Origin of the sequence: Geomicrobium sp. JCM 19039 (assembly GCF_000698145.1) — a bacterium.
GTDB lineage: Bacteria > Bacillota > Bacilli > Bacillales > Marinococcaceae > Geomicrobium_A.
The window spans coordinates 38,846-64,096 of the sequence record NZ_BAXB01000002.1; the positions used below are offsets into that span (position 1 = coordinate 38,846).

Annotated in this window: 23 protein-coding genes and 5 pseudogenes; 26 read left to right on the plus strand and 2 right to left on the minus strand. The window is 45.5% G+C overall.

Translation table 11 applies throughout. From position 1 onward, the window contains the following. The first annotated feature begins 1 nt into the window (after window position 1). From JCM19039_RS02320 to spoVM, 5 genes and pseudogenes are all read left to right on the plus strand, one after another. Window positions 2–736, plus strand: a complete 735-nt coding sequence (locus JCM19039_RS02320) for a Stp1/IreP family PP2C-type Ser/Thr phosphatase (RefSeq protein WP_052398444.1) — start codon at window positions 2–4, stop codon at window positions 734–736. Next, window positions 736–2,679, plus strand: coding sequence for a Stk1 family PASTA domain-containing Ser/Thr kinase (gene pknB / locus JCM19039_RS02325; RefSeq protein WP_042423572.1), 1,944 nt, complete (start codon window positions 736–738; stop codon window positions 2,677–2,679). Before JCM19039_RS02320 ends, pknB begins: the two co-directional genes overlap by 1 nt. Window positions 2,680–2,694: 15 nt before the next feature. Next, on the plus strand, window positions 2,695–3,558 hold the full coding sequence (rsgA, locus tag JCM19039_RS02330) for a ribosome small subunit-dependent GTPase A (protein ID WP_042423574.1): 864 nt from the start codon (window positions 2,695–2,697) through the stop codon (window positions 3,556–3,558). Window positions 3,559–3,560: 2 nt separating this feature from the next. Then, window positions 3,561–4,207 (plus strand): annotated as a pseudogene (gene rpe, locus JCM19039_RS02335) (ribulose-phosphate 3-epimerase). A gap of 115 nt (window positions 4,208–4,322) precedes the next feature. Continuing rightward, window positions 4,323–4,403 carry a stage V sporulation protein SpoVM gene (gene spoVM / locus JCM19039_RS02340; protein WP_042401972.1) on the plus strand — a complete coding sequence of 27 codons (81 nt, stop codon included), beginning with the start codon at window positions 4,323–4,325 and terminating at the stop codon, window positions 4,401–4,403. 90 nt (window positions 4,404–4,493) lie between these two features. Here spoVM and rpmB read toward each other — a convergent pair whose 3' ends face one another. Then, window positions 4,494–4,682 (minus strand): 50S ribosomal protein L28, encoded by a 189-nt coding sequence (gene rpmB, locus JCM19039_RS02345; protein WP_042401976.1) that lies wholly within the window; start codon window positions 4,680–4,682, stop codon window positions 4,494–4,496. A gap of 166 nt (window positions 4,683–4,848) precedes the next feature. Between rpmB and JCM19039_RS02350 the strand changes: the two genes are divergently transcribed. The 12 genes and pseudogenes from JCM19039_RS02350 to rnc all read left to right on the plus strand — a co-directional run bounded on the left by JCM19039_RS02350 (window position 4,849) and on the right by rnc (window position 15,987). Next, complete coding sequence (locus JCM19039_RS02350) at window positions 4,849–5,211, plus strand: Asp23/Gls24 family envelope stress response protein (RefSeq protein WP_042401978.1); 363 nt, start codon at window positions 4,849–4,851, stop codon at window positions 5,209–5,211. 49 nt (window positions 5,212–5,260) lie between these two features. Then, window positions 5,261–6,901 (plus strand): annotated as a pseudogene (locus JCM19039_RS26225) (DAK2 domain-containing protein). 19 nt (window positions 6,902–6,920) lie between these two features. After that, on the plus strand, window positions 6,921–7,793 hold the full coding sequence (locus JCM19039_RS02360; protein WP_042423576.1) for a DegV family protein: 873 nt from the start codon (window positions 6,921–6,923) through the stop codon (window positions 7,791–7,793). 24 nt (window positions 7,794–7,817) lie between these two features. Then, complete coding sequence (sdaAB, locus tag JCM19039_RS02365) at window positions 7,818–8,480, plus strand: L-serine ammonia-lyase, iron-sulfur-dependent subunit beta (protein WP_042401981.1); 663 nt, start codon at window positions 7,818–7,820, stop codon at window positions 8,478–8,480. A gap of 17 nt (window positions 8,481–8,497) precedes the next feature. Next, window positions 8,498–9,385 carry an L-serine ammonia-lyase, iron-sulfur-dependent, subunit alpha gene (gene sdaAA / locus JCM19039_RS02370; protein WP_042423577.1) on the plus strand — a complete coding sequence of 296 codons (888 nt, stop codon included), beginning with the start codon at window positions 8,498–8,500 and terminating at the stop codon, window positions 9,383–9,385. Window positions 9,386–9,390: 5 nt separating this feature from the next. After that, window positions 9,391–11,426: pseudogene (gene recG / locus JCM19039_RS02375) on the plus strand (ATP-dependent DNA helicase RecG). A gap of 83 nt (window positions 11,427–11,509) precedes the next feature. Beyond that, window positions 11,510–12,115: a transcription factor FapR gene (fapR, locus tag JCM19039_RS02380; protein ID WP_042423579.1), complete on the plus strand. Its 606-nt coding sequence runs from the start codon at window positions 11,510–11,512 to the stop codon at window positions 12,113–12,115. Further along, entirely contained in the window at window positions 12,112–13,101 is a 990-nt protein-coding gene (plsX, locus tag JCM19039_RS02385) for a phosphate acyltransferase PlsX (RefSeq protein WP_042423581.1), read from the plus strand. Before fapR ends, plsX begins: the two co-directional genes overlap by 4 nt. Window positions 13,102–13,113: 12 nt before the next feature. Further along, a pseudogene (gene fabD / locus JCM19039_RS02390) lies at window positions 13,114–14,059 on the plus strand (ACP S-malonyltransferase). Next, entirely contained in the window at window positions 14,059–14,805 is a 747-nt protein-coding gene (gene fabG, locus JCM19039_RS02395) for a 3-oxoacyl-[acyl-carrier-protein] reductase (RefSeq protein WP_042423584.1), read from the plus strand. The pseudogene fabD and the gene fabG overlap by 1 nt, the downstream one beginning before the upstream one ends. A gap of 103 nt (window positions 14,806–14,908) precedes the next feature. Next, a complete protein-coding gene (gene acpP / locus JCM19039_RS02400; RefSeq protein ID WP_042401995.1) occupies window positions 14,909–15,145 on the plus strand; it encodes an acyl carrier protein in 237 nt (78 codons plus the stop codon). A gap of 71 nt (window positions 15,146–15,216) precedes the next feature. Further along, window positions 15,217–15,987 carry a ribonuclease III gene (gene rnc / locus JCM19039_RS02405; RefSeq protein ID WP_042423586.1) on the plus strand — a complete coding sequence of 257 codons (771 nt, stop codon included), beginning with the start codon at window positions 15,217–15,219 and terminating at the stop codon, window positions 15,985–15,987. A gap of 32 nt (window positions 15,988–16,019) precedes the next feature. Here rnc and JCM19039_RS27680 read toward each other — a convergent pair. Next, a pseudogene (locus JCM19039_RS27680) lies at window positions 16,020–16,288 on the minus strand (DUF1128 family protein). A 71-nt stretch (window positions 16,289–16,359) separates the two neighbouring features. On the opposite strand from JCM19039_RS27680, the gene smc reads away from it, so the two are divergent. The 9 genes from smc (at window position 16,360) to trmD (ending at window position 25,168) form a co-directional block, all read left to right on the plus strand. Then, on the plus strand, window positions 16,360–19,941 hold the full coding sequence (smc, locus tag JCM19039_RS02410; protein ID WP_042423590.1) for a chromosome segregation protein SMC: 3,582 nt from the start codon (window positions 16,360–16,362) through the stop codon (window positions 19,939–19,941). A gap of 22 nt (window positions 19,942–19,963) precedes the next feature. Next, window positions 19,964–20,950 carry a signal recognition particle-docking protein FtsY gene (gene ftsY, locus JCM19039_RS02415; protein WP_042423593.1) on the plus strand — a complete coding sequence of 329 codons (987 nt, stop codon included), beginning with the start codon at window positions 19,964–19,966 and terminating at the stop codon, window positions 20,948–20,950. A 78-nt stretch (window positions 20,951–21,028) separates the two neighbouring features. Further along, window positions 21,029–21,358: a putative DNA-binding protein gene (locus JCM19039_RS02420; RefSeq protein WP_042423595.1), complete on the plus strand. Its 330-nt coding sequence runs from the start codon at window positions 21,029–21,031 to the stop codon at window positions 21,356–21,358. A 13-nt stretch (window positions 21,359–21,371) separates the two neighbouring features. Further along, on the plus strand, window positions 21,372–22,724 hold the full coding sequence (gene ffh, locus JCM19039_RS02425; RefSeq protein ID WP_042423597.1) for a signal recognition particle protein: 1,353 nt from the start codon (window positions 21,372–21,374) through the stop codon (window positions 22,722–22,724). Between the two features lie 152 nt (window positions 22,725–22,876). Next, window positions 22,877–23,149 carry a 30S ribosomal protein S16 gene (rpsP, locus tag JCM19039_RS02430; RefSeq protein WP_042402009.1) on the plus strand — a complete coding sequence of 91 codons (273 nt, stop codon included), beginning with the start codon at window positions 22,877–22,879 and terminating at the stop codon, window positions 23,147–23,149. Between the two features lie 8 nt (window positions 23,150–23,157). Then, window positions 23,158–23,388, plus strand: a complete 231-nt coding sequence (locus JCM19039_RS02435; RefSeq protein WP_042423600.1) for a KH domain-containing protein — start codon at window positions 23,158–23,160, stop codon at window positions 23,386–23,388. 112 nt (window positions 23,389–23,500) lie between these two features. Then, the gene (locus tag JCM19039_RS02440) at window positions 23,501–23,929 is read left to right on the plus strand and encodes a YlqD family protein (RefSeq protein ID WP_042402014.1); all 429 of its coding nucleotides are present in this window, start codon (window positions 23,501–23,503) and stop codon (window positions 23,927–23,929) included. Next, on the plus strand, window positions 23,913–24,446 hold the full coding sequence (rimM, locus tag JCM19039_RS02445; protein WP_042423602.1) for a ribosome maturation factor RimM: 534 nt from the start codon (window positions 23,913–23,915) through the stop codon (window positions 24,444–24,446). Before JCM19039_RS02440 ends, rimM begins: the two co-directional genes overlap by 17 nt. Then, window positions 24,443–25,168 (plus strand): tRNA (guanosine(37)-N1)-methyltransferase TrmD, encoded by a 726-nt coding sequence (trmD, locus tag JCM19039_RS02450; RefSeq protein WP_042423605.1) that lies wholly within the window; start codon window positions 24,443–24,445, stop codon window positions 25,166–25,168. Before rimM ends, trmD begins: the two co-directional genes overlap by 4 nt. The last annotated feature ends 83 nt before the right edge of the window (window positions 25,169–25,251 follow it).

Here is a 25,251-nt window from a genome sequence, read left to right on the forward strand (position 1 = left end):
TGTGGAGATTGCGTTTCGTACTGATGTAGGGAAACTACGTGAGCATAATGAAGATGCTGGTGATTACTTTCTGACCGACGAGTTATTGTTTGCCGTCGTGGCTGATGGCATGGGCGGGCACAATGCTGGAGATGTGGCGAGTGAAATGGCGGTTCAGTCAGTGCGAGAACGCTGGCAAGAGGCACCACCAGCTGCTGAGGAGGAAGCCATCAAAGAATGGCTCCTCCAAACCGTTGAAGCTGCGAATCGGCGCATTTACGCAGCATCTGTCGAACATCAAGAAATGAGTGGGATGGGAACGACACTCGTCTGTGCCCTCGTGTTTGGCGATCGTTTTATTACGGCTCATGTTGGGGATAGTCGTTGTTATGAACGAACAGAAGATGGCGTACTGCAAATTACGAATGATCATACCCTCGTTCATGAGCTCGTCAAATCAGGTCAGATTACGGAAGCTGAGGCGATGGTTCACCCTCGTAAAAATGTCGTCACTCGGGCACTTGGAACTGAAGAGCATGTGCAAGTAGATATAGGTGCACACCCGTTAGAAGGGACTCGCGAACTTCTTATTTGCTCGGATGGCCTTAGTGACAAGCTGACGACTGACGACGTAGAGGGTGCACTTGCTTCACCGCAACTTGAAGAGAGCGCTGATGAGCTTTTGCAACTTGCCCTCACTCGTGGTGGAGAAGATAATATCACCTTCATCTTGCTTCGGCAGGAGGGGAGTGCGTAATGATTGGTTCGAGAATTGATGGTCGTTATGAACTGCTAGACATGATTGGTGGCGGAGGCATGGCCAATGTGTATCGCGCCCAAGATGTCATTTTAGAGCGTGAAGTGGCGGTGAAAGTGCTGCAACCGCAATACATTCATGATGAGGAGTTCATTCGCCGTTTCAGAAGAGAAGCGCAAGCAGCGACCAGCTTGATTCATCCGAATGTTGTTGATATTTATGATGTCGGTGAAGAAGACCAGACATTTTATATTGTGATGAACTATATTGGTGGCAGTACGTTAAAAGATAAAATTATCGGGGAAGGATCGTTGCCGTTCACTGAAGTTCTTGAGATCTTCGATCAACTTACAGCAGCGATTAGCTATGCCCACGAACAAGGCATTGTCCATCGAGATTTAAAGCCTCAGAACATTTTGATTGATCATGATGGGACCGTAAAAGTGACGGATTTTGGGATTGCACGTGCGGTTTCTGCGGCGACGATTACTCATACAAATTCTGTGCTCGGCTCCGTTCATTATCTTTCACCAGAACAAGCACGGGGAGGGCATGTCACAGCTCAAGCAGACGTGTATGCGCTTGGCATTATTCTGTATGAAATGATCACAGGTGTATTGCCATTTGATGCAGACTCCGCTGTTTCGATTGCCCTTAAACATCTACAGGAGACCATTCCAAATTCGAAAGATTTTCGGCCAGATGTGCCAGAGAGCATTAACAATATCATTCGTAAAGCAACGGCGAAAGACCCGCTCAAACGGTATGCGAGTGTCCAAGAGATGCGCGCAGATGCTGAGACTGCCCTGTTGCCAGAGCGGCTAAATGAAGAGCCACTAGTCATTGAAGACGTAGACGACGATCAGACCCGTGTGTTGCCTGCGCTATCAGATTTACAATCGGAAGAAGATACGATTGTTGCTTCTGGAGCAGATGAAGAACAAGCAGAATCACCTGCACCAAAAAAGAAAAAAAAGAAGAAAAAATGGCTCATCCCACTCATTATCATTTTTATTCTGTTTCCTGCAGCCCTCGTTCTGGCACTTGTCGTCATCCCATCTTGGTTAGCGGTTGATGAAGTTCAAGTCCCGGATGTGTTAGGAATGGATGTGAGTGAAGCGGAGGCGCTGTTAGAAGAAAACAACTTGCTCATTACTATTGAACGAGAATTTCATGATGAATACGAAGAGGATATCGTTTATTATCAGACCCCTTCATCAGGGCGAAATGTGAAAGTTGATAGCTCTGTAATGCTCAGAGTAAGCGACGGACCTGAACAAGTGGAAATGGCAGATGTGACTGATATGAGTTTGGAAGAAGCTGAAGATGTGCTAGATGGCTTTGAACTTGATGTCAGTTTTGAACAATCTAGCGATGTTGACCCGAACATGGTGATGAGTCAAACGCCAAATCCTGGAGAAGAGGTCGTTGTCGACGAAACAGTCGTGCAGTTGGTCGTGAGCGAAACGCCAGAATTCACGATTAGTGACTTAACAGGGTCGAGTGAGCAAGCCGCAAGCAACTACATTGAGTCTCACAATTTAAGTGGGAATTTCACGAGGGAACATTCTGATTCTGTACCCGCTGGAAACATTATTTCTCATGATCCAGGACCGTTTGTAACGGTCTCAGAAGGCAGTGAAATCACGTTCGTTGTTTCTGAAGGACCTCCTCCAGTCGAAGAAGAGCCAACCGAGACGCGTTATGCAGAAATCCCAGTAAACGTGACGAATCCAGATGCTGGTGATGTGTTCACGATTCGTATAGAATATGAAGATTTAAGTACAGACGGAGAAACCGATGTATTTGTCGAAGAGGAGATTACTGAATCCGAAGTGTATCTCGTCCCTCTTGAAGTGAGTCCGAGTGTTTCTGGTTCATATACGTTGTATGTAAATGACGAAGAGAGACAGTCAAATACGTTGGAATACGAAGGTGATTAAGTTGAGGTGGAGCATTTGAGGAAAGGTCAAATCGTCAAAGCAGTCGGTGGATTTTATGATGTAAAAACGAGTACAGAAGTCGTGCGCTGCCGAGCTCGTGGGTTATTTAGAAAACAAAATATTAAGCCCCTCGTCGGCGACCACGTTGAGTTTCAAGATGATTACGTGCAAAATGTCCTGCTGCGAGACAATGAAATGCATCGACCGCCTATTGCAAACGTTGACCAGGCGCTGCTCGTCGTATCCATTGTCCAACCTGCCTTGTCCTCATATTTATTGGATCGGCTTCTTGTTCATACCGAGGCGATGGACGTCGAAGCCGTCATTGTACTTACAAAAGCTGACATCGCAAGTGAAGAAGAACTGCAACAAGCAGCGGCAATTGTGCGTCTTTATGAAGCGCTCGGGTATGAAGTCATTCAGATGTTTGACGATAACACGACAGAGAGAGTGAAAGGAGCGTTGGCAGGAAAAACGACCGTAGTTGCCGGCCAATCAGGTGTCGGTAAGTCAACGCTTTTGAATCGTATTGACGAAAGGTTAGCCCTCACGATTGGAGAAGTGTCAAAACACCTTGCAAGGGGCAAGCATACGACGCGTCATGTGGAATTGTTACCGGTAGAAGGTGGGCAAGTTGCGGATACGCCAGGATTTAGCTCGCTTGATTTTACAGGCATAGAACTGGACGTATTGGCCGATTGTTTTATTGAAATACATGAAACAGGCAAAGCGTGTAAGTATAGAGGCTGCACCCATCGAAAAGAAGACGGCTGTGCTGTAAAAGCAGCTGTGGAAACTGAACAGATTGCCCGTTCTCGCTACGAAAACTATATAACATTCTATACAGAAAAAGAAGAAGAAGAAAGACGGAGGTACTAGACATGACCTATATTGCCCCATCGATTTTATCAGCGGATTTTGCCAAACTAGGTGAAGATATTCGCGCGGTTGACAACGCAGATTTTATCCATGTGGATGTGATGGATGGGAAGTTTGTCCCGAATATCACCATCGGTCCGATGATTTGTGAGGCGGCAAAACGTTCGACAGCGTTGCCACTTGATGTGCACTTAATGATTGAAGATCCAGACAAATATGTAGAGGATTTTGTAAATGCAGGAGCAGACATTATTACGGTTCACGCAGAAGCGACAAAACATTTACACCGCACCATTCATTTGATCAAAAGCTTTGGTGTCCGGGCGGGGGTTGCAATAAACCCACATACACCTGTTGACGTCGTACGCCATGTGATTCAAGATGTTGATCTCGTTCTTCTTATGACGGTAAACCCTGGGTTTGGCGGGCAACACTTTATTGATGCTGTGCTCCCGAAAATTCAAGAAGTGAAGCAGATGGCAAATGAAAAAAATGAATCGCTTCTCATAGAAGTTGATGGAGGAGTGAATGAAGAGACGGGAAAAGCTTGTGTTCAAATGGGGCAAACATGCTCGTTGCCGGTTCCTTTATTTATAAACAACCGAACCGAAACGAAATGATTAAAAAACTTCGTCACGCAGTAAAATAATTTTTTTAAAAACGATGTACTATTTCCTTCTGGGTGAATATACATATAGAAGAATCCGTATGTGCCCGTCAGTAATTATTCTTCGGTAATAGCTGGCCTTCAAGGAGGAATAGTCATGAAATTTTATACGATCAAGCTTCCTAAGTTTCTCGGTGGAGTTGTTCGTGCAATGCTGAACTCATTTAAAAAAGATTGAGCGCCACAACACCCTGGAAAGAAAAAAGCCTCGCGTTATGCGAGGCTTTTTTCTTTCGTCGGTCGTAAAAAAACCGGCTGGCGACGCGGATTATACGCGCTCCACCTTGCCGGCTTTCAAAGCTTTTGCAGATACATAAACTCGTTTTGGTTTACCGTCTACTAGAATACGTACTTTTTGTACGTTTGCGCCCCAACGACGTTTTGATGAGTTGTTCGCATGTGAGCGGTTATTACCGCTTGATGGTCCACGACCCGTAACGTAACATTTACGTGCCATCATATTCCCTCCTTTACCTTAGCACTTCCCTTACTTGCACTGAAACATCTTAGCATAGATTGTGCACAAAAATCAATATGGTTTTCTTAACAGTCGCTTTATAAAAGTCCAGAAATATAGTAAACTGTCGATAGTTCTCATTACAGATTGACGAAAGGAGGATGCTATGGCCTTAGAAATGAATTCACAACTAGGTACCATTGACATCTCTAGGGAAGTTGTTGCTACCGTTGCAGGAGGAGCAGCGACCGATTGCTACGGAATTGTAGGCATGGCCTCTCAAAAGCAGATTAAAGACGGTATTTCCGAGCTACTAAAAAGAGATAATTTTTCTCGAGGGGTTGTCATTCGAGAAGAAAATGAAGATCTAATTATTGATATGTACATTATTGTCAGCTACGGGACGAAGATTTCCGAGGTGGCGTATAACGTACAAACGAAAGTGAAGTATCAACTTGAAAAACTGCTCGGCTTAAATGTGGAGTCAGTCAATATTTTTGTACAGGGTGTTCGTGTTACAAACCCGTAGCGTATGGATAAATGAGGTGGTATACAGTGTCGAATAAGATAGACGCCAGATGCTTCTGGCCATGTTTACTGAGGGAGCAGCGTCGCTTGAAAAACATGCGAAGCGCGTCGATGCACTAAATGTATTTCCTGTGCCAGATGGTGATACAGGAACAAATATGAGCTTGACCATTCGGTCAGGTGTCAAAGAAATGAACCAAAGCTACTCAGCTTCAGCAAGTGAAGTGGCAAAACGATTCTCGAAAGGGTTGCTTATGGGAGCAAGAGGCAATTCTGGTGTAATTTTGTCTCAACTGTTTCGTGGGTTTGCCAAAGGAATTGAGCAAAAGCAAGAACTAGACGGTACGCATTTGGCCGATGCGTTAGACGCAGGGTAGAAACGGCGTACAAGGCGGTTATGAAGCTGTAGAAGGCACGATTCTTACGGTAGCCAAAGATGCAGCCGCAGCCGCAAAGAAAGCTGTGAAGAAGCATCGGGACGCCGAAGAGTTACTCACTATTGTCATTGAAGAAGCGAAGGCGTCTCTTAAGCGGACACCAGACTTGTTGCCAGTGCTTAAAGAAGTCGGCGTAGTTGACTCTGGTGGCCAAGGGCTCGTTTACATTTATGAAGGAATGATGGCGGCTCTACGAGGCGAAACGACCGATGATTACGCAACAGAGCAACCGACAATGGAAGAGCTCGTTACGGTCGAACACCATAATATCCAGGGCGATATGCTGCTGAAGACATCGAGTTTGGCTACTGTACTGAAGTGATGATTCGCTTTGACGATGAGAAAGTGAAGAAGAATCCTTATGTGGAGGATGATTTCCGTAACACGTTGAGTCAATACGGAGATTCACTACTCGTCGTAAGTGATGAGGACCTCATTAAGATTCATATTCATGCTGAGCATCCGGGCTTTGTGATGAACGAAGCGCAAAAATATGGCGACCTTACTCACGTGAAAGTCGACAATATGAGAGATCAGCATGCTGCTCTGTCTAACGATTATGATGGACACATACCTGCCGCTGCGTCAGGTGAGCAAAAAGACTTTGCGCTCATTACCGTTGCGATGGGTAGTGGTGTCAGTGAGCTATTTAAGAGCATTGGCGTTGACGAAGTAATCGAAGGTGGACAGACGATGAATCCGAGTACTGAGCAGTTGACTCGGTCCATTGAACGTTTTAATGCGAAGCATATCTTTTTGATTCCAAATAACAGCAACATCATTATGACGGCTGAGCAAGCCGCTGAAGTGAGCGATAAAGATGTTCGCGTCATCCCAACGAAGTCTGTGCCACAAGGGTTAAGCGCTTTATTTGCGTTTAATGGCATGCAAGATGTTAATCAGAACCAAGAGGAGATGACCGACAGTATTCAACATGTCCGTAGTGGACAAGTGACGACGTCAATTCGAGACACGTCCATCGAAGGCATCGACATTAAAAAAGACGACTACATGGGGCTTGTTGAGAATAAAATTGTTAGTGCAGGTGATCCGTTAAACGAGACACTTGTGAAAGTGACCGAGAAGATGATCGATGAAGACACGGAAATGGTCACCATCATTAGCGGGGAAGACGCAGAACAGTCGTGTACAGATGCGCTCATTAAGCATATTGAAAGCCATCACCCAGACGTTGAGACTGAAGTGCACGAGGGCAAACAGCCACTGTATCATTATATTATAGCTGCTGAATAGCAGGGGGGATGGTTGAACGATGACACGTGTGAAGATCGTCACAGACAGTACGGCGGATATTCCTAAAGATCTTGTTGAAGAACTAGATATTACGGTTATTCCACTAAAGGTGAATTTTTCTGAGCAAGAAACGTACTTGGACGGGGAAGAACTTTCACCGGCGCAGTTTTATGAGAAGTTGGGGAAGACGAGTGTGATGCCGACAACTTCTCAGCCGTCACCTTATGACTTTGAGACGCTCTACTCAAAAATTAGCACAGATGCAGATGAAGAGACGGTCGTGTTTTCGATACACCTCTCATCCAAACTTAGCGGTACTTACCAAGCGGCGAGCATTGCAGCTGGAGAAGTTGAAGACAAGATTCGTGTTCATGTGATTGATTCTAAAAAGGCGAGTTATTCAATTGGGATTATCGTAGAGGATGTTGCTAGACTTGCTGCAACTGGAGCGAGTGCCGAACAGGTACAAGCGCGAATTGATGGGCTGCTTGAATCAACATCGGTATACTTTCTTGTCGAGACACTTGAATATCTGCAAAAAAACGGACGAATTGGAAAGGCAGCAGCACTTATCGGTTCGCTATTAAAGATGAAACCGATCTTATCACTTTCGAAAGAAGGGGAAGTGTACCCTTTTGAAAAAGTACGAGGCCGCAAGAAGGCAATTGATAAGATTGTTGAGACACTCGCTGCGGAGTATCACAATCAGCCCGTGAAGATTGGTCTTTCACATGCAGTCGCTAGTGATGTCGGTGATTCTGTTCTTGAAACCGTCTCGTCTAGGCTTAATACGGTGTCAACAGTCAAAACAGAAATTGGGGCTGTCATCGGTACACACGTAGGTCCGGGAACCATCGCAATCATGGTGATTCCTGCAGATGAAAACAAGTAAACCTTCGGTTGAGAGGGGATTAGCATGAAGTATCGGAGTGTAACCGAAATTATAGGGCCGATTATGATCGGTCCATCTAGTTCACATACGGCGGGTGCGGCAAGAATTGGTCGGCTCGCAAGATTATTGTTTCATGAGCAACCTGAGCGCGTGAACATCCACCTATACGGGTCGTTTGCAAAGACGTATAAAGGTCATGGAACCGATGTGGCACTCATCGGTGGATTGTTGGATTTCGACACGTTTGATGAGCGAATCCCACAAGCGAAAGAGCTTGCAAAAGAAAGAAAGATGCGTGTCAGGTTTCATGAAGAAGATGCGATAATGGACCACCCAAACACAGTTAAGCTCCGTCTTGAGGCGAAGGAGAAATCAATGGAGCTCGTTGGGATTTCCATTGGTGGTGGGAAGATTGAAGTGGTGGAGCTTAATGGCTTTCAACTTAATCTATCAGGACATCATCCGGCCCTTCTCATTGTGCATCAAGATCGTTACGGCGTGATTGCTAACGTCGCCAACCTTTTAGCAGCACACAAAGTAAACATTGGGCATATGGAAGTTTCACGTAAAGAAAAAGGTCGAGAAGCATTAATGGTGATCGAAATGGATCAATCCGTCACAGACGACATGATCGAATCGTTAGAACGTCTCGAACACATTACACAAGTAGCGAAGCTGAATGAATGATATTGAGGTGATCACATATGTTTCGGAATGTAGCTGAATTGATCGAACGCACAGATCGTGACCAGATCTCGATTTCAGAGGCGATGATTCGCCAAGAAGTTGAGGTGACCGGACGAAGTCGAGAAGCGGTCTTAGGAGATATGGATGAGAAATTAAAGATCATGGAAGATGCGGCAAAGCGTGGGGTAGAAGAGGACATTCGTTCTGTGTCTGGACTCACCGGTGGTGATGGTAAGAAGCTCGAACAATACATTGCCGAAGGGAAAGGGCTAAGTGGGGACACGGTACTTCATGCCGTCAGCCGTGCGATGGCGACCAATGAAGTGAACGCCGCTATGGGCATGATTTGTGCGACGCCAACAGCAGGGTCTGCTGGGGTTGTACCCGGTACGCTTTTTAGTCTTAAGGACAAGCTAAACCCTTCAAGAGAAGCGATGCAGAGGTATTTATTAACGTCAGGTGCTTTCGGGCTTGTCGTTGCCAACAATGCATCCATTTCTGGTGCGGCAGGTGGTTGCCAAGCTGAAGTCGGTTCGGCAGCAGGTATGGCTGCTGCTGCAGCAACAGAACTTGCTGGAGGGACACCAAGGCAATCTGCTGAAGCGATGGCGATGGCGTTAAAGAATATGCTCGGTCTCGTTTGTGACCCTGTAGCTGGACTCGTAGAAGTTCCTTGTGTAAAAAGAAATGCAGCTGGAGCGGCCATTGCCATGGTAGCTGCTGACATGGCTCTAGCGGGTATTGAAAGCCGAATTCCATGTGACGAGGTCATTGATGCAATGTACCGAATTGGCGAAAGTATGTCCGAGTCACTTAAAGAAACAGCAATGGGTGGTCTTGCCGCGACACCGACAGGTAGAGAACTTGAGACCAAAATCTTTAATATATCGCTAGAGCGGTCGTGAATGGGATGGATCGCCACTCAGAAGTCCAGCAATTAAAAGGTGTCGGACCAGAAGCAGAAAAAGATTTGGAGCGCCTCGGCATATCCACAATTGAAGATTTGTGGTTTCACATCCCCTTTCGTTATGAAAATATCGAAATCAGACCCATTGAAGACATTGAACATAATGAACAGGCAACCATATCCGGTGAGATGATTGGTGAGGCGCGAGTGCGCCGCTACAGTAAAGTAAAAAATATTCTTACCTTTCGATTGGACAGCGGCGGTCACGCAATAGAGGTGACTGCTTTTAATCGTGCATTCCTTAAAGGGAAACTCTCCCCAGGGATGACGATAACAGTAACCGGTAAATGGAATCGAAGCCGTGCACAAGTAACAGCCAAACACATTGAAATCGGGGAGCGTCAAGAACGCACTCCGTATGATCCGATCTATCAATTGACAGGCAAACTTACTAATCGACAATTAAAAACATGGATTGCGGATCTTTCCCGTAATAGAGAAGTATTTCCTTTGGAGATGCTTCCTTTCTCTATTCGAGAGAAGTACAAGTTGCTTCAATCGAAGAAACGTTAAGGCAACTGCATCAACCACAAGATGCAGAGCAGCTAAAGCATGCAAGGCGTAGGTTTATTTATGAAGAATTTTTGACGTTTCAGCTACGCATGCACGCCTATAAGCATGCGCTAAGAAAAAGTGAATACTTAGAAGGATTACAAGATGACCAAGAACGAGTGAGCACATTTATTCGCGGGCTTCCTTTTACACTCACCGGAGCACAAGAGCGTTCTCTACAAGAAATTCTATTTGATATGCGCAGTGGGCATCGAATGAATCGTCTCTTGCAAGGGGATGTAGGATCAGGCAAAACGGCAGTCGCAGCCATCGCAATGTATGCTGCTGTTACTGCTGGGAAGCAAGCCGCATTAATGGTTCCAACAGAAATTCTAGCAGGTCAACATTATGAAGCTTTTAAACAGATGTTTGCGGACGATCCAGTGAATGTCTCGGTGCTCACAGGGTCAACGAAAGCGGCGGAGCGTCGCGACATCATTGAACAACTGGAAAACAAAGAAGTGGACATGATTATTGGGACGCATGCGCTCATTCAGCCAGATGTTCCAATTCCGAAGTTAGGTCTTGTCGTCACTGATGAGCAACACCGGTTTGGGGTAAAGCAACGACGCGCCCTAAAAGAAAAAGGCGACCCTGATGTTTTATTCATGACCGCAACACCTATTCCTCGAACTTTGGCGATTACGGCGTATGGTGACATGGACGTATCAAGGATCGATGAGCTACCTACAGGTCGAAAAGCAGTGGAAACGTATTGGGTGAACATGTCGTTGTTTGAGCGGGTTGTCAACTTCATTAAGCGAGAGATTCAGAACAAACGGCAAGTGTATTTCGTTTGCCCGCTCATCGAGGAGTCAGAACAGCTCGATGTCCAAAATGCTATCGATTTGCATGCGCAGTTACAAGCAATTCTTTCAGGGGACCACGTCGGTTTGCTTCATGGACGCCTTCACAATGATGAAAAACGAGAAGTGATGGAACAATTTACATCCCAAAATTTGGATGTTCTCGTCGCGACGACAGTGATTGAAGTCGGTGTGAATGTTCCAAATGCCACGTGCATGGTCATCTATGATGCAGATCGATTTGGTCTAGCGCAGCTGCACCAGCTTCGTGGTCGCGTCGGTAGAGGTCACAACCAGTCGTATTGCATTTTGCTCGCCAACCCGTCATCAGAGACCGGGAAAGAGCGTATGCGCATTATGACAGAAACGACAGACGGATTTGTACTTGCCGAAGAAGACTTGAAATTACGTGGACCTGGTGAATTACTCGGGAAAAAGCAAAGTGGCATGCCGAAGTTTAGGCTTGCCGATCCAGTGCACGATTACCGGGCATTAGAAACGGCTAGACAAGATGCGAAATCGCTGTTTGAATCCTCCTCTTTTTGGGAAGACCCTGAGTACGAAGCGTTGCGAACGGACTTGGTCACTTCAGGAGCGTTGTCAGAAGACAAGCTTGATTAACAATGGTCAACGGTTGATTTTATCTTTGGACTGTTGCAAACTACTATTAGGACCTAGTCATAGAAATGCGGTGCTCTTTAAGGATGAAAAAGCCTAAACATATTCGAAAAAGCGAACTGAAAGAAACGATCGAAGCCGATCCATTTATTACAGATGAGGCGTTGGCGGAGCGGTTTTCTGTTAGCATTCAAACGATCCGTTTGGACCGTATGGAGCTACAAATTCCAGAACTTCGGGAGCGAATAAAGTCTGTAGCTAAAGGCCACCACGATGACGTGAAGGCACTGACAGATGATGAAGTCATCGGTGAGGTCGTTGATTTAGAATTAGATGAAACAGCCATTTCAATTATGGAAATTACGAGTGAACAAGTATTTTCAAGAAATGGGATTGCTCGGGGTCACCATATGTTCGCCCAAGCGAATTCACTTGCGGTGGCTATTATTAATAATGAGTTTGTCGTTACCGGCAGTGCAAAAGTTCGGTTTTCTCAGCCAGTAAAAGCAGGGGACCGTGTCATTGCTAAAGCAAAGGTAGTCAAGACGGATGACGGTTGGTCGGTCGTTGAAGTAACGAGCACAGTCGACCACTCGGTAGTGTTTTCCGGGGAGTTTATTATGTCGCGAGGACAGGCGATTGAAATGGAAAACGTATCAAACAAGATGCGGAGAAAAGGGGATCGGCAATGAAAATAGCGGTAGACGCCATGGGTGGAGATCATGCTCCTAAAGCACAAGTAGCGGGAGCCCTGGCTGCGGTTAAAGCGTTTGATCATATTACGATCCAACTGATCGGAAACGAAGAATTGATTAAGCCTCACCTAACAGATCACGAAAGAATTGAAGTAAAGCATACGACCGAAGTTATCACTTCTGAAGATTCACCAACAAAAGCAGTGAGAAGAAAAAAAGAAGCGTCTATGGTGCTCGCAGTACGAGAAGTACGTGAAGGAAGAGCTAAAGCTTGCATTTCAGCGGGCAACACCGGGGCATTAATGACAGCTGGACTTTTACACGTTGGGCGTATTGAAGGGGTAGAGCGACCAGCGCTTGCACCGATGCTTCCGACGTTAGACGGTGAAGGGTTTTTGTTGCTAGACGTCGGTGCGAATGTTGATGCGCGGCCGGAACACCTTTATCAGTATGGGGTGATGGGTGACGTTTATTTGCGACAAGTAAAAAACCGTAAAAACCCACGTATCGGGCTATTGAACGTTGGAACAGAGGAAGGCAAGGGCAATGAGTTAAGTAAAGCGACATTTGCCCGCCTACAAGAAGCCGATTTTAATTTCATTGGCAATGTAGAAGCACGAGACGTTTTAAACGGGGTTTGTGACGTCGTCGTCACGGACGGTTTTTCTGGTAACATTCTCCTGAAAACGATTGAAGGAACCGCGGAATCATTGTTCTCTATACTAAAAACTGAGCTCACTTCTTCAACGATGAACAAGCTAGCTGCCGGAGTATTGAAGCCTTCCTTCAAAAATATTAAAGAAAAAATGAGTTATTCCCACTATGGTGGAGCTGGACTTTTCGGACTGCGTGCTCCCGTCATTAAGGCGCACGGTTCTTCGGATCATACGGCGGTATTTCATGCCATCAGGCAAGCAATGCAAATGGTTGAAGAACAAGTACCCGGTGTGATTGAACGTGAACTAACTTCTTCAGAGGGATAGGGAGTGGAAACGATGGAAAACATTGCATATTTATTTCCTGGTCAAGGTTCTCAAGCGCTCGGAATGGGACATGCTGCAGCAAATGACAGTGACGGTGCAAAAGCAATTCTCAACCGTGCGGATGACAGGCTGCCATTTTCTTTAAGCGAGTTAATGAAAGACGGACCTGAAGAACAATTGAAAGAAACGGCAAACGCGCAACCAGCGCTTCTAACGGCGAGTATTGCAAGTCTTTCCCTTTTAGAAGATGCCGAGATTGAGCTAGTTACTTGGCTGGGCATAGTCTTGGGGAGTATAGTGCGCTTGTTGCAGCGGGTGCCCTTCGTTTTGATGACGCAGTTTATGCAGTTCATGAGCGAGGCAAGTTTATGCAAGCGGCTGTTCCTGCGGGGGAGGGAACGATGGCGGCCGTCATTGGGATGGAACGTGAACCGCTCATGCAGATTACAAAGCGAGTAAGTGAGTCGGGCCACGCTGTACAATTGGCGAACCTGAATGCTCCTGGACAAATCGTCATTTCTGGCACGGTTGAGGGGGTACAAGCTGCATCTGCGGCTGCCAAAGAAGAAGGGGCAAGACGTGTGATGCCACTAAACGTGAGCGGCCCATTCCATTCAGCGTTAATGGAACCGGCAAAAGAACAGTTGCGAAACGTACTCACAGCGATTGAATTCCAAAATGCACGTATACCCGTTGTAACGAACATTCATGCCACACCGGTTTCAAACGGAGAAGAGTTGCGGCAAGGTCTAGTAGAGCAGCTCACCTCCCCGGTTTATTGGGAGGACACGATCCGCTTTATGATTCGTGAAGGGGTAGATACGTTCGTTGAATTTGGGAGCGGTCAAGTTTTGTCTGGCTCGTAAAAAAGATTCAACGCCGAGATGTGAATGTTTTCTCCATCAGCAACCTCGAAGAAGCTGAACAATTTAAACAAGCAGTAAAGGCGGTGAGGTAGTGAATTTAAATGGCAAAAAAGCACTTGTTACTGGTGGTTCACGAGGAATTGGTCGCGCCATTGCAGTCGCTCTTGCAAAACAAGGGGCAGATGTTGCGATTAACTATGCTGGAAATGCTGCCAAAGCAGACGAAGTAAAAAATGAATGTATAGCTGAAGGTGTTCAGGCTTTCACCATTCAAGCAGATGTTGCGAGTGAAGATGATGTCAAGAATATGTTTCAAGAAGTGCAATCTCAATTCGGGGGCATTGACCTGCTCATTAATAACGCCGGGATTACACGAGACAACCTCGTTATGCGCATGAAAAGTGACGATTGGGACGCAGTCATCGATACAAATTTAAAGGGGGTGTTTCTATGCTCCAAAGCGGCATCCCGGCCAATGATGAAGCAGCGGAGCGGAGCGATCATTAACATTGCATCGGTTGTTGGTTCCATTGGGAACGCGGGCCAAGCGAATTACACAGCGGCAAAAGCAGGTGTTCTCGGTCTAACAAAGACGCTAGCTCGAGAATTTGCGGCACGGAACATCCGTGTCAATGCGGTTGCTCCTGGGTTCATCTCAACGGAAATGACCGACCAACTCGATGAACAAACGCGCGTTAGTTTGTTGGCAAACATTCCGCTAAATGAACTCGGGAAACCAGAAGACATTGCAGAAGCCGTCGTTTTTCTGGCCAGTGATGCAAGTCGTTATATGACAGGTCAAACCCTGCATGTAGACGGCGGTATGTACATGGGATAAAGGACGATATTCACTAGTTTTTTTTCGAAGTTTCATCTATAATAACAAAAGGATTGCTATCTTTTTCTATAAAGAGAAAGATGATTAATGGAGGCGAATAAATATGGCAGAGAATAACACACTTGAACGTGTAACGAAGATTATCGTAGATCGACTAAGTGTAGAAGCAGCAGACGTAAAAATGGAAGCAACATTCAAAGACGATCTCGGTGCAGATTCCCTTGATGTTGTTGAACTCGTTATGGAACTTGAAGATGAGTTTGAACTTGAAATTTCTGATGAAGAAGCTGAAAAGATTTCAACGGTTGCTGATGTCGTCAATTACATAGATGCACAGTAACTGAACGAACAAGTTCTGCACAGAGGTGCAGAACTTGTTTTCCGGTTAGGATCTTTGAAAGGAGTGTGCTTATGCGGCGGCAAACGGAGCGAAAGCCAAAACGTAAAGCTCAGACGAATGTACATCCGCAATTGGCAAAACGGTTTGACGAATTAATAGAAAGTTTATCGATTACGTTTACGAATAAGCAAATTCTCTATCAAGCATTTACTCATTCATCCTATGTGAATGAACAGAGGTTCCGTTCGGACCAAGATAATGAACGATTGGAGTTTCTTGGAGATGCTGTACTTGAGCTTGCCGTTTCCCAGCATCTATTTAAACGATTTCCGACGATGCAAGAAGGGGAGATGACGAAACTCCGAGCAGCAGTTGTATGTGAGCCATCCCTTGCGGACTTAGCTGAGCGCTTGAACTTCGGAACGCTTATCTTTTTAGGTAAAGGGGAAGAAATGAGTGGAGGCCGCGAACGTCCAGCCATGCTCGCTGATGTGTTTGAAGCGTTTGTCGGTGCACTTTATCTTGACCAAGGCATGGAATCGGTGTACGTATTCCTTGAAGAGACGGTCTATCAGAAGATTAAAAGTGGCAGTTATACACACGTGATGGATTTTAAAAGTCAATTGCAAGAGTTTGTTCAGCAAGAAAGTGGCGCAAGAATTCAATATGAGATTGTCGCTGAGGAAGGACCTGCGCATAGTCGAGAGTTCGTTTCACAAGTGTATGTAAATAAAGCATTGCACGGTGAAGGTAGAGGAAAGACGAAAAAAGCTGCGGAACAGCATGCTGCGCAAATTGCGCTTGCAGAATTAAGCAAAGATGTGGTGGAAAAACAGCACTAACCAATTTCAAAGAAAATGGTTAGTGCTGAGAATTATTTCTTAACCTTAATGGACCCAAGCTCAGAAACGAGCGCATCGATCTCTTTTACGCTTAGATTAGGATGATGAATGACGTAATCGTATACATCACGAATATCTTCATAACGTGATAACGAATAGCCATCTGGTCTAGAATCGCCCGATTGACGACGTTTAATCGTTCCTGCAGCTTTTCAAACATGTAAGTCATATTCTCTTTTGTTGCTTCTTGAAGTTCCATGAATAGCCTCCTTTTCTCTTTTATTTTAGAGGCGATTTTCATGTTTGAAAAGGTGAGACGTAAAAAAAGTCAGATCAGGAAATAAGGGGTAAGGTTGAATTGAGGGTACATGTATGCATTTAAAACGACTGGAAATTTCAGGATTCAAGTCTTTTGCGTCACCGTTGACCGTAGACTTTGACCGAGGAATTACCGCCGTTGTCGGCCCAAACGGTAGCGGCAAAAGCAATGTTGCGGATGCCGTGAGATGGGTGCTTGGAGAACAGTCCGCCAAACAGCTTCGTGGATCAAAAATGGAAGATGTCATTTTTGCTGGCAGTGAATCGCGAAAACGAGTGAATCTCGCTCAAGTTACACTTGTGCTGGACAATGAAGACGGTCATTTACAATCGGACTATACGGAAATTAGTATGACTCGTAAATTGTTTCGGACTGGGGAGAGCGATTATAAGTTAAATGGGACGAGTTGTCGCAGAAAAGACCTCGTGGATTTACTCGTTGACTCTGGGCTCGGCAAAGAAGCGTATTCCATGATTGGGCAAGGAGAAGTAGAAAAGATCCTCTCTTCTAAACCTGAAGAGCGTAGAGCGATGTTTGAAGATGCGGCAGGCGTGCTGAAATATAAATCTCGTAAACAGCAATCAGAAAAGAAACTTCAAGAAACGATGGAGAATTTGGATCGGGTAGAAGACATTTTGCATGAGCTCGAGCAGCAAATTGAGCCTTTAGAAATCCAAGCGTCAACGGCAAAAGAATACATTGAGAAAAAAGAAGAATTAACTGCGCTAGATGTCGCACTGCTTGCGATTGACATCGAAGACAAACATAAAAAATGGTCTGTTTCCAAACAAGATGTCGAAACCTTACAGGAACGTCTGAAAACAGAAGAGAAACAGTTGGCTTCGTATACGGATGCGAGAAAAGAAGAAACAAATAAACTGCAAAACATTGAACAAAACTTAGAAACTGCCCAGACGAAATTGTTAGAAGCAAGTGAACGTCTTCAGCAACAAGAAGGCCATAAGAAGCTCATGGACGAACGAGGGACGAATGCCTATACCCGTTTGGATGAGTTGGACAAACGGATCACAGCGATTGAAAGTGAATGGAAAAGAAAGAAAACAGAGTTGGATGATGAAGATCAGGATCTTCGAGAGAAGACGAATCAATTAACGGCGTTAGACGAACAGTGGAAAGAGTTAACGAACCGTGCAAGTCGTTCGAAAGAGGATCTTGAAGAAGAGATTGAAACATTAAAAACGACTTATATCGATGTTTTGAATGAACAAGCCGCCACTAAGAATGAGTTGCGTTATCACGATGAACAACGAAAAAAGCTACGCCATCGCTTGCGCATCTTGGATGAAGAGAACAAAGGGACAGATGAGGAGCTAAAAGCTCAGGATAAGCAGCATCAAGATGCGATGCAACGTGTGAAAGCACTTCAAGCCAAGCGCGAAGCAGCCAATGATGATGAGCAATCGTTGGATGGAGAGATTGAGCAGGCGATCAAAAAAAAGGTAGACACAGAAGATCATCTCTATCGTGGGTATCGATCGAGGGAAGATGTGACGTCACGACTCGCTTTGCTAGACCGAATGGAACAAGAACACGCTGGCTTCTTTCAAGGAGTTAAAGCTGTTCTTCAAGCAAAGGACCGTGAGAACCTGACAGGGATTGTCGGTCCGATCGCATCCCTCGTCTCTTCTGATAAGAAGTTTGAGACGGCGATTGAGACGGCACTTGCCGGTGCGCTCCAACACGTCGTCGTTGATACCGAACGTTCAGGTCGTCAAGCCATTCAGTATTTGAAAAACCACCGAGAAGGTCGGGCAACATTTTTACCGTTAGACGTCATGCGAGCGCGTACAATTCCTAAAGCTCTCGTACAAAAGCTGCAAACCCATGATGGCTATTTAGGGACGGCAAAAGAAAACGTTCAGTATGAACAACAGCTCGAACCAGTCGTTGGCAACTTGCTCGGAGCCGTCATTATCGCGACAGATTTAAAAGCAGGAAATCAATTAGCGCAAATGGTCAACTATAAAAACCGAATTGTTACGATGGACGGTGACGTAATCAATCCCGGAGGGTCGATGACTGGCGGGGGCGAGAAACGTAAAGGAATGGAACTGCTCGGTAGAAAGCGTGAACGAGAAGAGCTTCGAGAAAAGCAAACGTCTATTGAGGAAGCGATTCAATCTCTTGAAAAGCGAGTCGCGACTGAAAAAGAGACGCTCGCTCAACTTGAAGAAAAGAAACAGGAACAACTTCTTCAAAGTGAAACCATTCGTTTAGAGTTGGAAACAGCAAAAGAACAAGCCCAACAACTTGCCCAGCAAAAGGAGCGGGACGGAGCGCATCATTCCTTGTATATTAAAGAGCGAGAAGCTTATTTACAGGAGCTAACCGATACCGAAGAGCATGTGCAACGAACGGAAGAAAAAGAGCAGTCGCTCGTCACACGTGTACAAGAACTCCAGCAGTCGATCGAACAAAAAGAAGCGCTCAAAAAAGAAGAAGAGTCATCGGAGAAAGATCTTCAAGAGCGTGTGACGGAGATGAGAATTGAGCGGGCGAAACAAAAAGAACAGTTTGAAAGTCAGCAACAAACCGTCAAACGCTTGCAAGCGGATGTAAAAGAACATCAGAAAGGTCTTGCAGCCGCCAAAGATGAGCGGAAAACATTAGAATCAAGACTCGGTGACTTATCAGAAGGCTCATCGACGATTGATGATGATATTCAGTTGACATCTGAAGAAAAGAAAACCGAGCAGGCGAAGGTTGAGGATGGCAAAGCAAAACGTGAGCAAGTGAAGCAACAACTTCAACTGTTAGAAGAGCAAGTTCAACGTTACGAAGTGCGGGTAAGTGAAGAGACAACGAAAAAACAAGATGAGGAACTGTGCCTTCACCGGTTAGACATTGAACTCGATCACTTGCTCAACCGTCTGCAATCCGAATATGAACAAAGTTATGAAGCGGCAAGGCGTGACTATGAGCTATCAATTCCTGTTGAAGAAGCACGTACGAAAGTGAAGCTGCTGAAAAAAGCCATTGATGAGCTTGGGTTTGTCAACCTTGGAGCGATTGATGAGTTTGAACGAATTTCGGAACGTCACGATTTCCTTAAAAGCCAGCAAGATGATCTATTAGAAGCGAGGAGCACCCTTCAAGAAGCGATTCGGGAGATGGATGAAGAGATGACGCGGAAGTTCCGTGAGACGTTCGTGCAAATCCGCGCACAATTTAAAGAAACGTACCGGAAAATGTTTGGGGGAGGGGAGGCTGACCTTGAGCTGAGCGACCCAGATGATCTCCTCGAGAGTGGGATTGATATTTTTGCTCGACCACCTGGAAAGAAACGCCAGGCGCTATCCTTACTCTCTGGTGGAGAGCGAGCGCTCACTGCCATTGCTCTATTGTTCGCGATTTTGAACGTGAGACCGGTGCCGTTTTGCATATTGGACGAAGTGGAAGCCGCGTTAGATGAAGCGAACGTTACTCGGTTTGCGAACTATTTACAGTCGTTCGCTCACCAAACCCAATTCATCGTCATTACACACAGAAAAGGGACGATGGCGTCTTGTGACGCACTGTACGGGGTCACAATGGAAGAGTCAGGTGTATCACGACTTGTTTCCGTTCGTTTAGAAGAAACCGAACAACTCGAGGCGATCGTCTCGGGAGATTAGATCGTGGAAAGGTGTAGATGACATGAGCTTCTTTCGAAAACTTAAAGAACGCGTGACGAATCAAACCGATTCGATGACAGACAAATTTAAAGATGGTCTGCAAAAGACGAGAGATTCATTCTCTGAGAAAATGAACAGTCTCGCTGCAAAGTATCGAACTGTAGACGAAGATTTCTTTGAAGAACTTGAAGAACTTCTCATTTCGGCAGATGTTGGCGTGAACACGGTAATGGAGCTCGTCGATGAACTTAGAGATGAGGCAAAGCTGAAAAATGTTAAAAACAGTCGAGACATCTTACCGATCATTAGTGAAAAGTTGACCGAAAGACTCGATTTTACCGGTCATGACAGTGAGCTTACAATGAATCCCGATGGGATGACTGTCATCTTGTTCGTCGGTGTGAACGGTGTTGGAAAAACGACGACGATTGGCAAACTCGCACACCACTTCAAGCAATCCGACCAAAAAGTTGTGTTAGCCGCCGGGGATACGTTTCGGGCAGGGGCGATTGAACAGTTAGCGGTTTGGGGAGAGCGCGTCGGTGTGGATGTAATCAAGCAAGCTGAAGGTTCAGACCCTGCAGCGGTCATGTACGACGCCATTCATGCTGCCCGCTCTCGTGGGGCGAATGTGCTGTTGTGTGATACCGCTGGCCGCTTGCAAAATAAAGTGAATCTCATGAAAGAGCTTGAGAAAGTGAAGCGTGTAATTCAACGTGAAGTACCTAGCGCTCCTCATGAAGTGTTGCTCGTTCTGGATGCAACGACTGGTCAAAATGCGATGGCCCAAGCAAAACAATTTAAAGAAGCCACCGATGTATCCGGGATTGTGTTGACGAAGCTTGATGGTACGGCGAAAGGTGGAATTGTACTCGCCATTCGCAACGAGCTTGATATTCCAGTGAAATTTGTTGGGCTAGGCGAGAAGATGGATGACTTACAGCCGTTTCAAGCGGAACAGTTCACGTACGGACTTTTTCAAAACATGGTCGAGAAAGAAGAGGACTAACCGTTTCTTGACAGCGGGACGCGCAGCTTGTAACATTTAATTGTAAAGGCTATTCACTTAACAGTGAGGGTGAATTCAGTGCTTGAAAAGACGATGAGAATGAACGCGTTGTTTGATTTTTATCATTCGCTTCTCACAGACAAACAACGCAACTATTTAAAGCTCTACTATTATGATGATTATTCGCTCGGTGAGATCTCTGAACTCTATGAGGTGAGCAGGCAGGCCGTTTATGATAATATTCGCCGTAGTGAACAGATGCTTGAAGACTATGAGGCGAAGCTGGGTCTTTTTCATCGATACCGAATTCGACAAGAGCTATACAAGACACTTAAAGAGATCGGTGACGAGACAGACAACCGGGAATTACTCCGGATTAGTGAAGAATTAGAACGAGCCGAAGAGTAAGGAGGGGATTCCAATCGCATTTGAAAGTTTAGCGGAACGACTTCAACAAACGATGCAAAAGATCAAAGGTAAGGGAAAGGTTAACGAAGCGGACGTCAAAGAAATGACCCGTGAAGTGAGACTTGCTTTACTCGAAGCCGACGTGAACTTTAAAGTCGTGAAGCAATTTGTAAACCGTATTAAAGAGCGGGCGGTTGGCCAGGAAGTGATGAAGAGTTTAACTCCTGGTCAACAAGTCATCAAAGTCGTTAACGAAGAACTGACTGAATTGATGGGCGCTGAAGAAAGCAAGATTGCTACAGCAAACAAACCTCCTACGATCATTATGATGGTCGGTTTGCAAGGTGCAGGTAAAACGACGACAGCAGCGAAACTTGCCAACTATTTGCGAAAGCAAAAGAACAAAACACCGATGCTCGTTGCCGCTGACGTATATCGCCCAGCGGCCATTGACCAGTTGAATACACTCGGAAAGCAATTAAATATGCCTGTGTACTCGGATGGGACCGATAAGAACCCGGTGGACATCGTCAATGCAGGTGTGCAAATGGCGAAAGATAACCAACATGACACGGTCATCTTGGATACGGCAGGTCGTTTGCATGTGGACGAATCACTTATGGGTGAACTGCTGCAGATGAAAGACGCTGTAACTCCTGATGAAATTCTTCTCGTTGTCGATGCGATGACCGGTCAAGATGCCGTTAACGTTGCCGAACATTTCAACGAACAGCTCGAAATTAATGGCGTCGTATTAACGAAGCTAGACGGCGATACACGCGGAGGGGCAGCTTTATCGATTCGCGCGGTCACTGACAAGCCGATTAAGTTCGCCGGAATGGGTGAAAAGATTGACCAACTTGAACCATTCCATCCAGAGCGAATGGCGTCTCGAATTCTCGGTATGGGTGATGTACTTTCATTAATTGAAAAAGCACAGACGAACGTCGATGAAGAGAAAGCCAAAGAGTTGGAAGCGAAGATGCGCAATGCCGACTTGACGTTTGATGACTTTTTGGAACAGTTGGATCAAGTGAAGAGCATGGGGCCTTTAGAAGATCTGCTCGGTATGATTCCAGGTGCTGGGAAAATGAAAGGCTTAAAGAACATGCAAGTTGACGACAGCCAAATTGGAAAAGTGGAAGCGATCATCCGTTCCATGACGAAAGCGGAGAAAGTCGACCCTAAATTGATGAATGCTAGCCGAAAGCGAAGAATTGCCAAAGGTAGTGGGACGACCGTTCAAGATGTGAATAAGCTGCTCAAACAGTTTGATGATATGAAAAAAATGATGAAGCAGATGTCTTCACAAATGACAGGCAAGAAAAAAGGAAAAGGCGGGATGCAGCTCCCGTTTATGAAGTAGGTAAAGATTTTTATGCTGAAAAGGAAAAACCCTTTACACATGAATAGAATTTGTCTATAATAGGCTAATGTGCGATGAATTCACTAGAATTATTGCAAGGCGTTCTGCCTTTTAAACAAAAAAGAAAACAAATATAATGGAGGTTGAGGATTATGGCAACGAAAATTCGTCTTAAAAGAATGGGATCAAAGAAAAGACCTTTCTACCGTGTAGTTGTTGCGGACTCTCGCGCACCACGTGATGGTCGCTTTATCGAGGAGATTGGAACGTACAACCCACTTCTTACAGAAAACACATTTGATGTGAAAGAAGAGCGTGCGCTTAAGTGGATGCTAGATGGAGCTAAACCATCTGACACGGTACGTAACCTATTCTCTAAAGCTGGCCTTATGGAGAAAGTCCATAACGCGAAGAACGGCAAGTAGGTTAACCGATGTTAAAAAAACTCGTCTTGACCGTTGCCCAGACGCTTGTGGATCACCCTGAAGACGTTCACGTAGACCAAGTGGAACAACAAGGAACGACAGTGTTAACGCTGTCTGTGCACAAGGAAGACATGGGGAAAGTCATCGGCAAAAGCGGCAAAGTTGCAAGCGCATTGCGCACGGTTTTGGCTGCAGCGAACCGGGATCACGGAAAGGTTCGACTAAACATTGCTGATTAAGGACGTGTGAGGGGGAGGCGAAGCCTTCCTCTTTCTTTTTACTCGTTTTTGCTCAATCCGGACAAGATTAATGGTATATTGAAAGTATTACATATCAACTAGAGGTGATCCAATGAGAATTGAAAAGAAAGTGCTCGTTCGTCATGTACTCACCGAAGACTATCGGAAGAAATTATTGGCTAAAATGGAACAAGACAAGCAGCGTTTGATGACGGAGACGGAACAACTCCGCTTTCAATCACAGAAACAAGCAAAAGAACAAACCGATGCGAACAACAAAGCGCTCGTAAAAACGAGGTTTAACGCGGAAATAAAGAAGCGTACACAACGAATTGAAAGCATTACTTTTCGTGAGAATAAGATTCGTACGCTTCCAGAAGGTTCTCTTGTAACAAGTGAAACGTTGAAACGTACGACCGATGTAAAAGTCGGCGACAAATGGGCAGACCATAAGCTAGAAGATGAAATCATCATTGAAGATGGTATGGTTACAGAGATTCGCACTAAAGGAGATCAAGGAGATCATGACGTCAAACACTGAGTATTTTAAAGTGGGGACGATTGTTAATACCCATGGGGTGCGGGGTGAGGTGCGTGTCATTCCGTCAACCGATTTTAAAGAAGAACGGTTTCAAGTCGGCAACACACTTTCTCTTCTCAGCAAAAACAAAAACCGTTCCTCGGTTAAAATTACAGGCTCAAGAACTCATAAGCAGTTTCAACTTCTCACGTTAGAAGGCATTGATTCTAAGGAGCGCGCAGATATGCTAAGAAATGCTGAATTGCAAGTGCATGAATCTGAGCGCGAGCATTTGCCAGAAGGTGATTTCTACTATAGTGAAATCGTCGGGTTGAACGTTGTTACAACCGATGGACAAACGCTTGGTGTCGTGAAAGAAATTCTTTCTCCTGGAGCGAATGACGTGTGGGTCGTCAAGCGAAATGAACCGATGAAAAAAGACGTGTTATTGCCGTATATTGATGATGTCATCATTGATGTCAATCGTTCTGAACGAGTCGTCACCGTGCGGCTAATGGAAGGATTGTTAGACGAATGAATCTTCATTTTCTAACGCTTTTTCCAGAGATGTTTACTGGAGTCAAAGAGTCTTCCATATGGAAACAAGCGAATGATAAAGGTAGCACTACTTACACGATTACGAACTTCAGAGATTATACCGATAATAAGCACAAAAAAGTCGATGACTACCCGTTTGGCGGTGGTGCAGGCATGGTGCTTCGTGCGCAACCGATTCACGATGCGTTGCAGGCGATTCCTCGCACAGAAAAGGAACGAGTCGTCCTGTTATGCCCTCAAGGCGAAGCGTACACACAAAAGAAAGCGGAAGAGCTTGCCGATTCTGACCAAATCGTTTTTATTTGTGGCCATTATGAAGGGTATGATGAACGAATTCGCACGTTCGTCACAGATGAAATCTCTGTAGGGGATTACGTGCTTACCGGTGGGGAGCTGGCATCGATGATTGTTGCAGATAGCGTCATTCGTTTGCAACCTGGTGTGCTAGGAAATGATGAATCGGCGGTCAAAGACTCTTTTAGTACCGGTTTATTGGAACATCCTCAATACACTCGACCAGCCGAGTGGAATGGTTTGCACGTACCTGAAGTGTTGCTCTCTGGTCATCATGAGCGTATTCATGAGTGGCGAGAAAAAGAAGCACTGAAGCGAACGTGGCAGCGGAGACCGGATTTGCTCGAACAAAAAGAACTGTCCGAACGAGAACACGTTTGGATCAAAGAATTTGAAGGAAACAATTGAAGAAAGGCTGTCCATATGCTATGATAGCAGGTGTGGCGAAAGCCCTTGAATCCGATGTTCCGCTATGGAAATTCCGTAAGAGC

Bases quoted from the DNA above. Each gene is read 5' to 3' on its own strand.
- pknB (WP_042423572.1), top strand. From the start codon at position 736: ATGATTGGTTCGAGAATTGATGGTCGTTATGAACTGCTAGACATGATT.
- spoVM (WP_042401972.1), top strand. From the start codon at position 4,323: ATGAAATTTTATACGATCAAGCTTCCTAAGTTTCTCGGTGGAGTTGTT.
- rpmB (WP_042401976.1), bottom strand. From the start codon at position 4,682: ATGGCACGTAAATGTTACGTTACGGGTCGTGGACCATCAAGCGGTAAT.
- JCM19039_RS02350 (WP_042401978.1), top strand. From the start codon at position 4,849: ATGGCCTTAGAAATGAATTCACAACTAGGTACCATTGACATCTCTAGG.
- JCM19039_RS02360 (WP_042423576.1), top strand. From the start codon at position 6,921: ATGACACGTGTGAAGATCGTCACAGACAGTACGGCGGATATTCCTAAA.
- sdaAB (WP_042401981.1), top strand. From the start codon at position 7,818: ATGAAGTATCGGAGTGTAACCGAAATTATAGGGCCGATTATGATCGGT.
- sdaAA (WP_042423577.1), top strand. From the start codon at position 8,498: ATGTTTCGGAATGTAGCTGAATTGATCGAACGCACAGATCGTGACCAG.
- fapR (WP_042423579.1), top strand. From the start codon at position 11,510: ATGAAAAAGCCTAAACATATTCGAAAAAGCGAACTGAAAGAAACGATC.
- plsX (WP_042423581.1), top strand. From the start codon at position 12,112: ATGAAAATAGCGGTAGACGCCATGGGTGGAGATCATGCTCCTAAAGCA.
- acpP (WP_042401995.1), top strand. From the start codon at position 14,909: ATGGCAGAGAATAACACACTTGAACGTGTAACGAAGATTATCGTAGAT.
- rnc (WP_042423586.1), top strand. From the start codon at position 15,217: ATGCGGCGGCAAACGGAGCGAAAGCCAAAACGTAAAGCTCAGACGAAT.
- smc (WP_042423590.1), top strand. From the start codon at position 16,360: ATGCATTTAAAACGACTGGAAATTTCAGGATTCAAGTCTTTTGCGTCA.
- ftsY (WP_042423593.1), top strand. From the start codon at position 19,964: ATGAGCTTCTTTCGAAAACTTAAAGAACGCGTGACGAATCAAACCGAT.
- rpsP (WP_042402009.1), top strand. From the start codon at position 22,877: ATGGCAACGAAAATTCGTCTTAAAAGAATGGGATCAAAGAAAAGACCT.
- JCM19039_RS02435 (WP_042423600.1), top strand. From the start codon at position 23,158: ATGTTAAAAAAACTCGTCTTGACCGTTGCCCAGACGCTTGTGGATCAC.
- JCM19039_RS02440 (WP_042402014.1), top strand. From the start codon at position 23,501: ATGAGAATTGAAAAGAAAGTGCTCGTTCGTCATGTACTCACCGAAGAC.
- rimM (WP_042423602.1), top strand. From the start codon at position 23,913: ATGACGTCAAACACTGAGTATTTTAAAGTGGGGACGATTGTTAATACC.
- trmD (WP_042423605.1), top strand. From the start codon at position 24,443: ATGAATCTTCATTTTCTAACGCTTTTTCCAGAGATGTTTACTGGAGTC.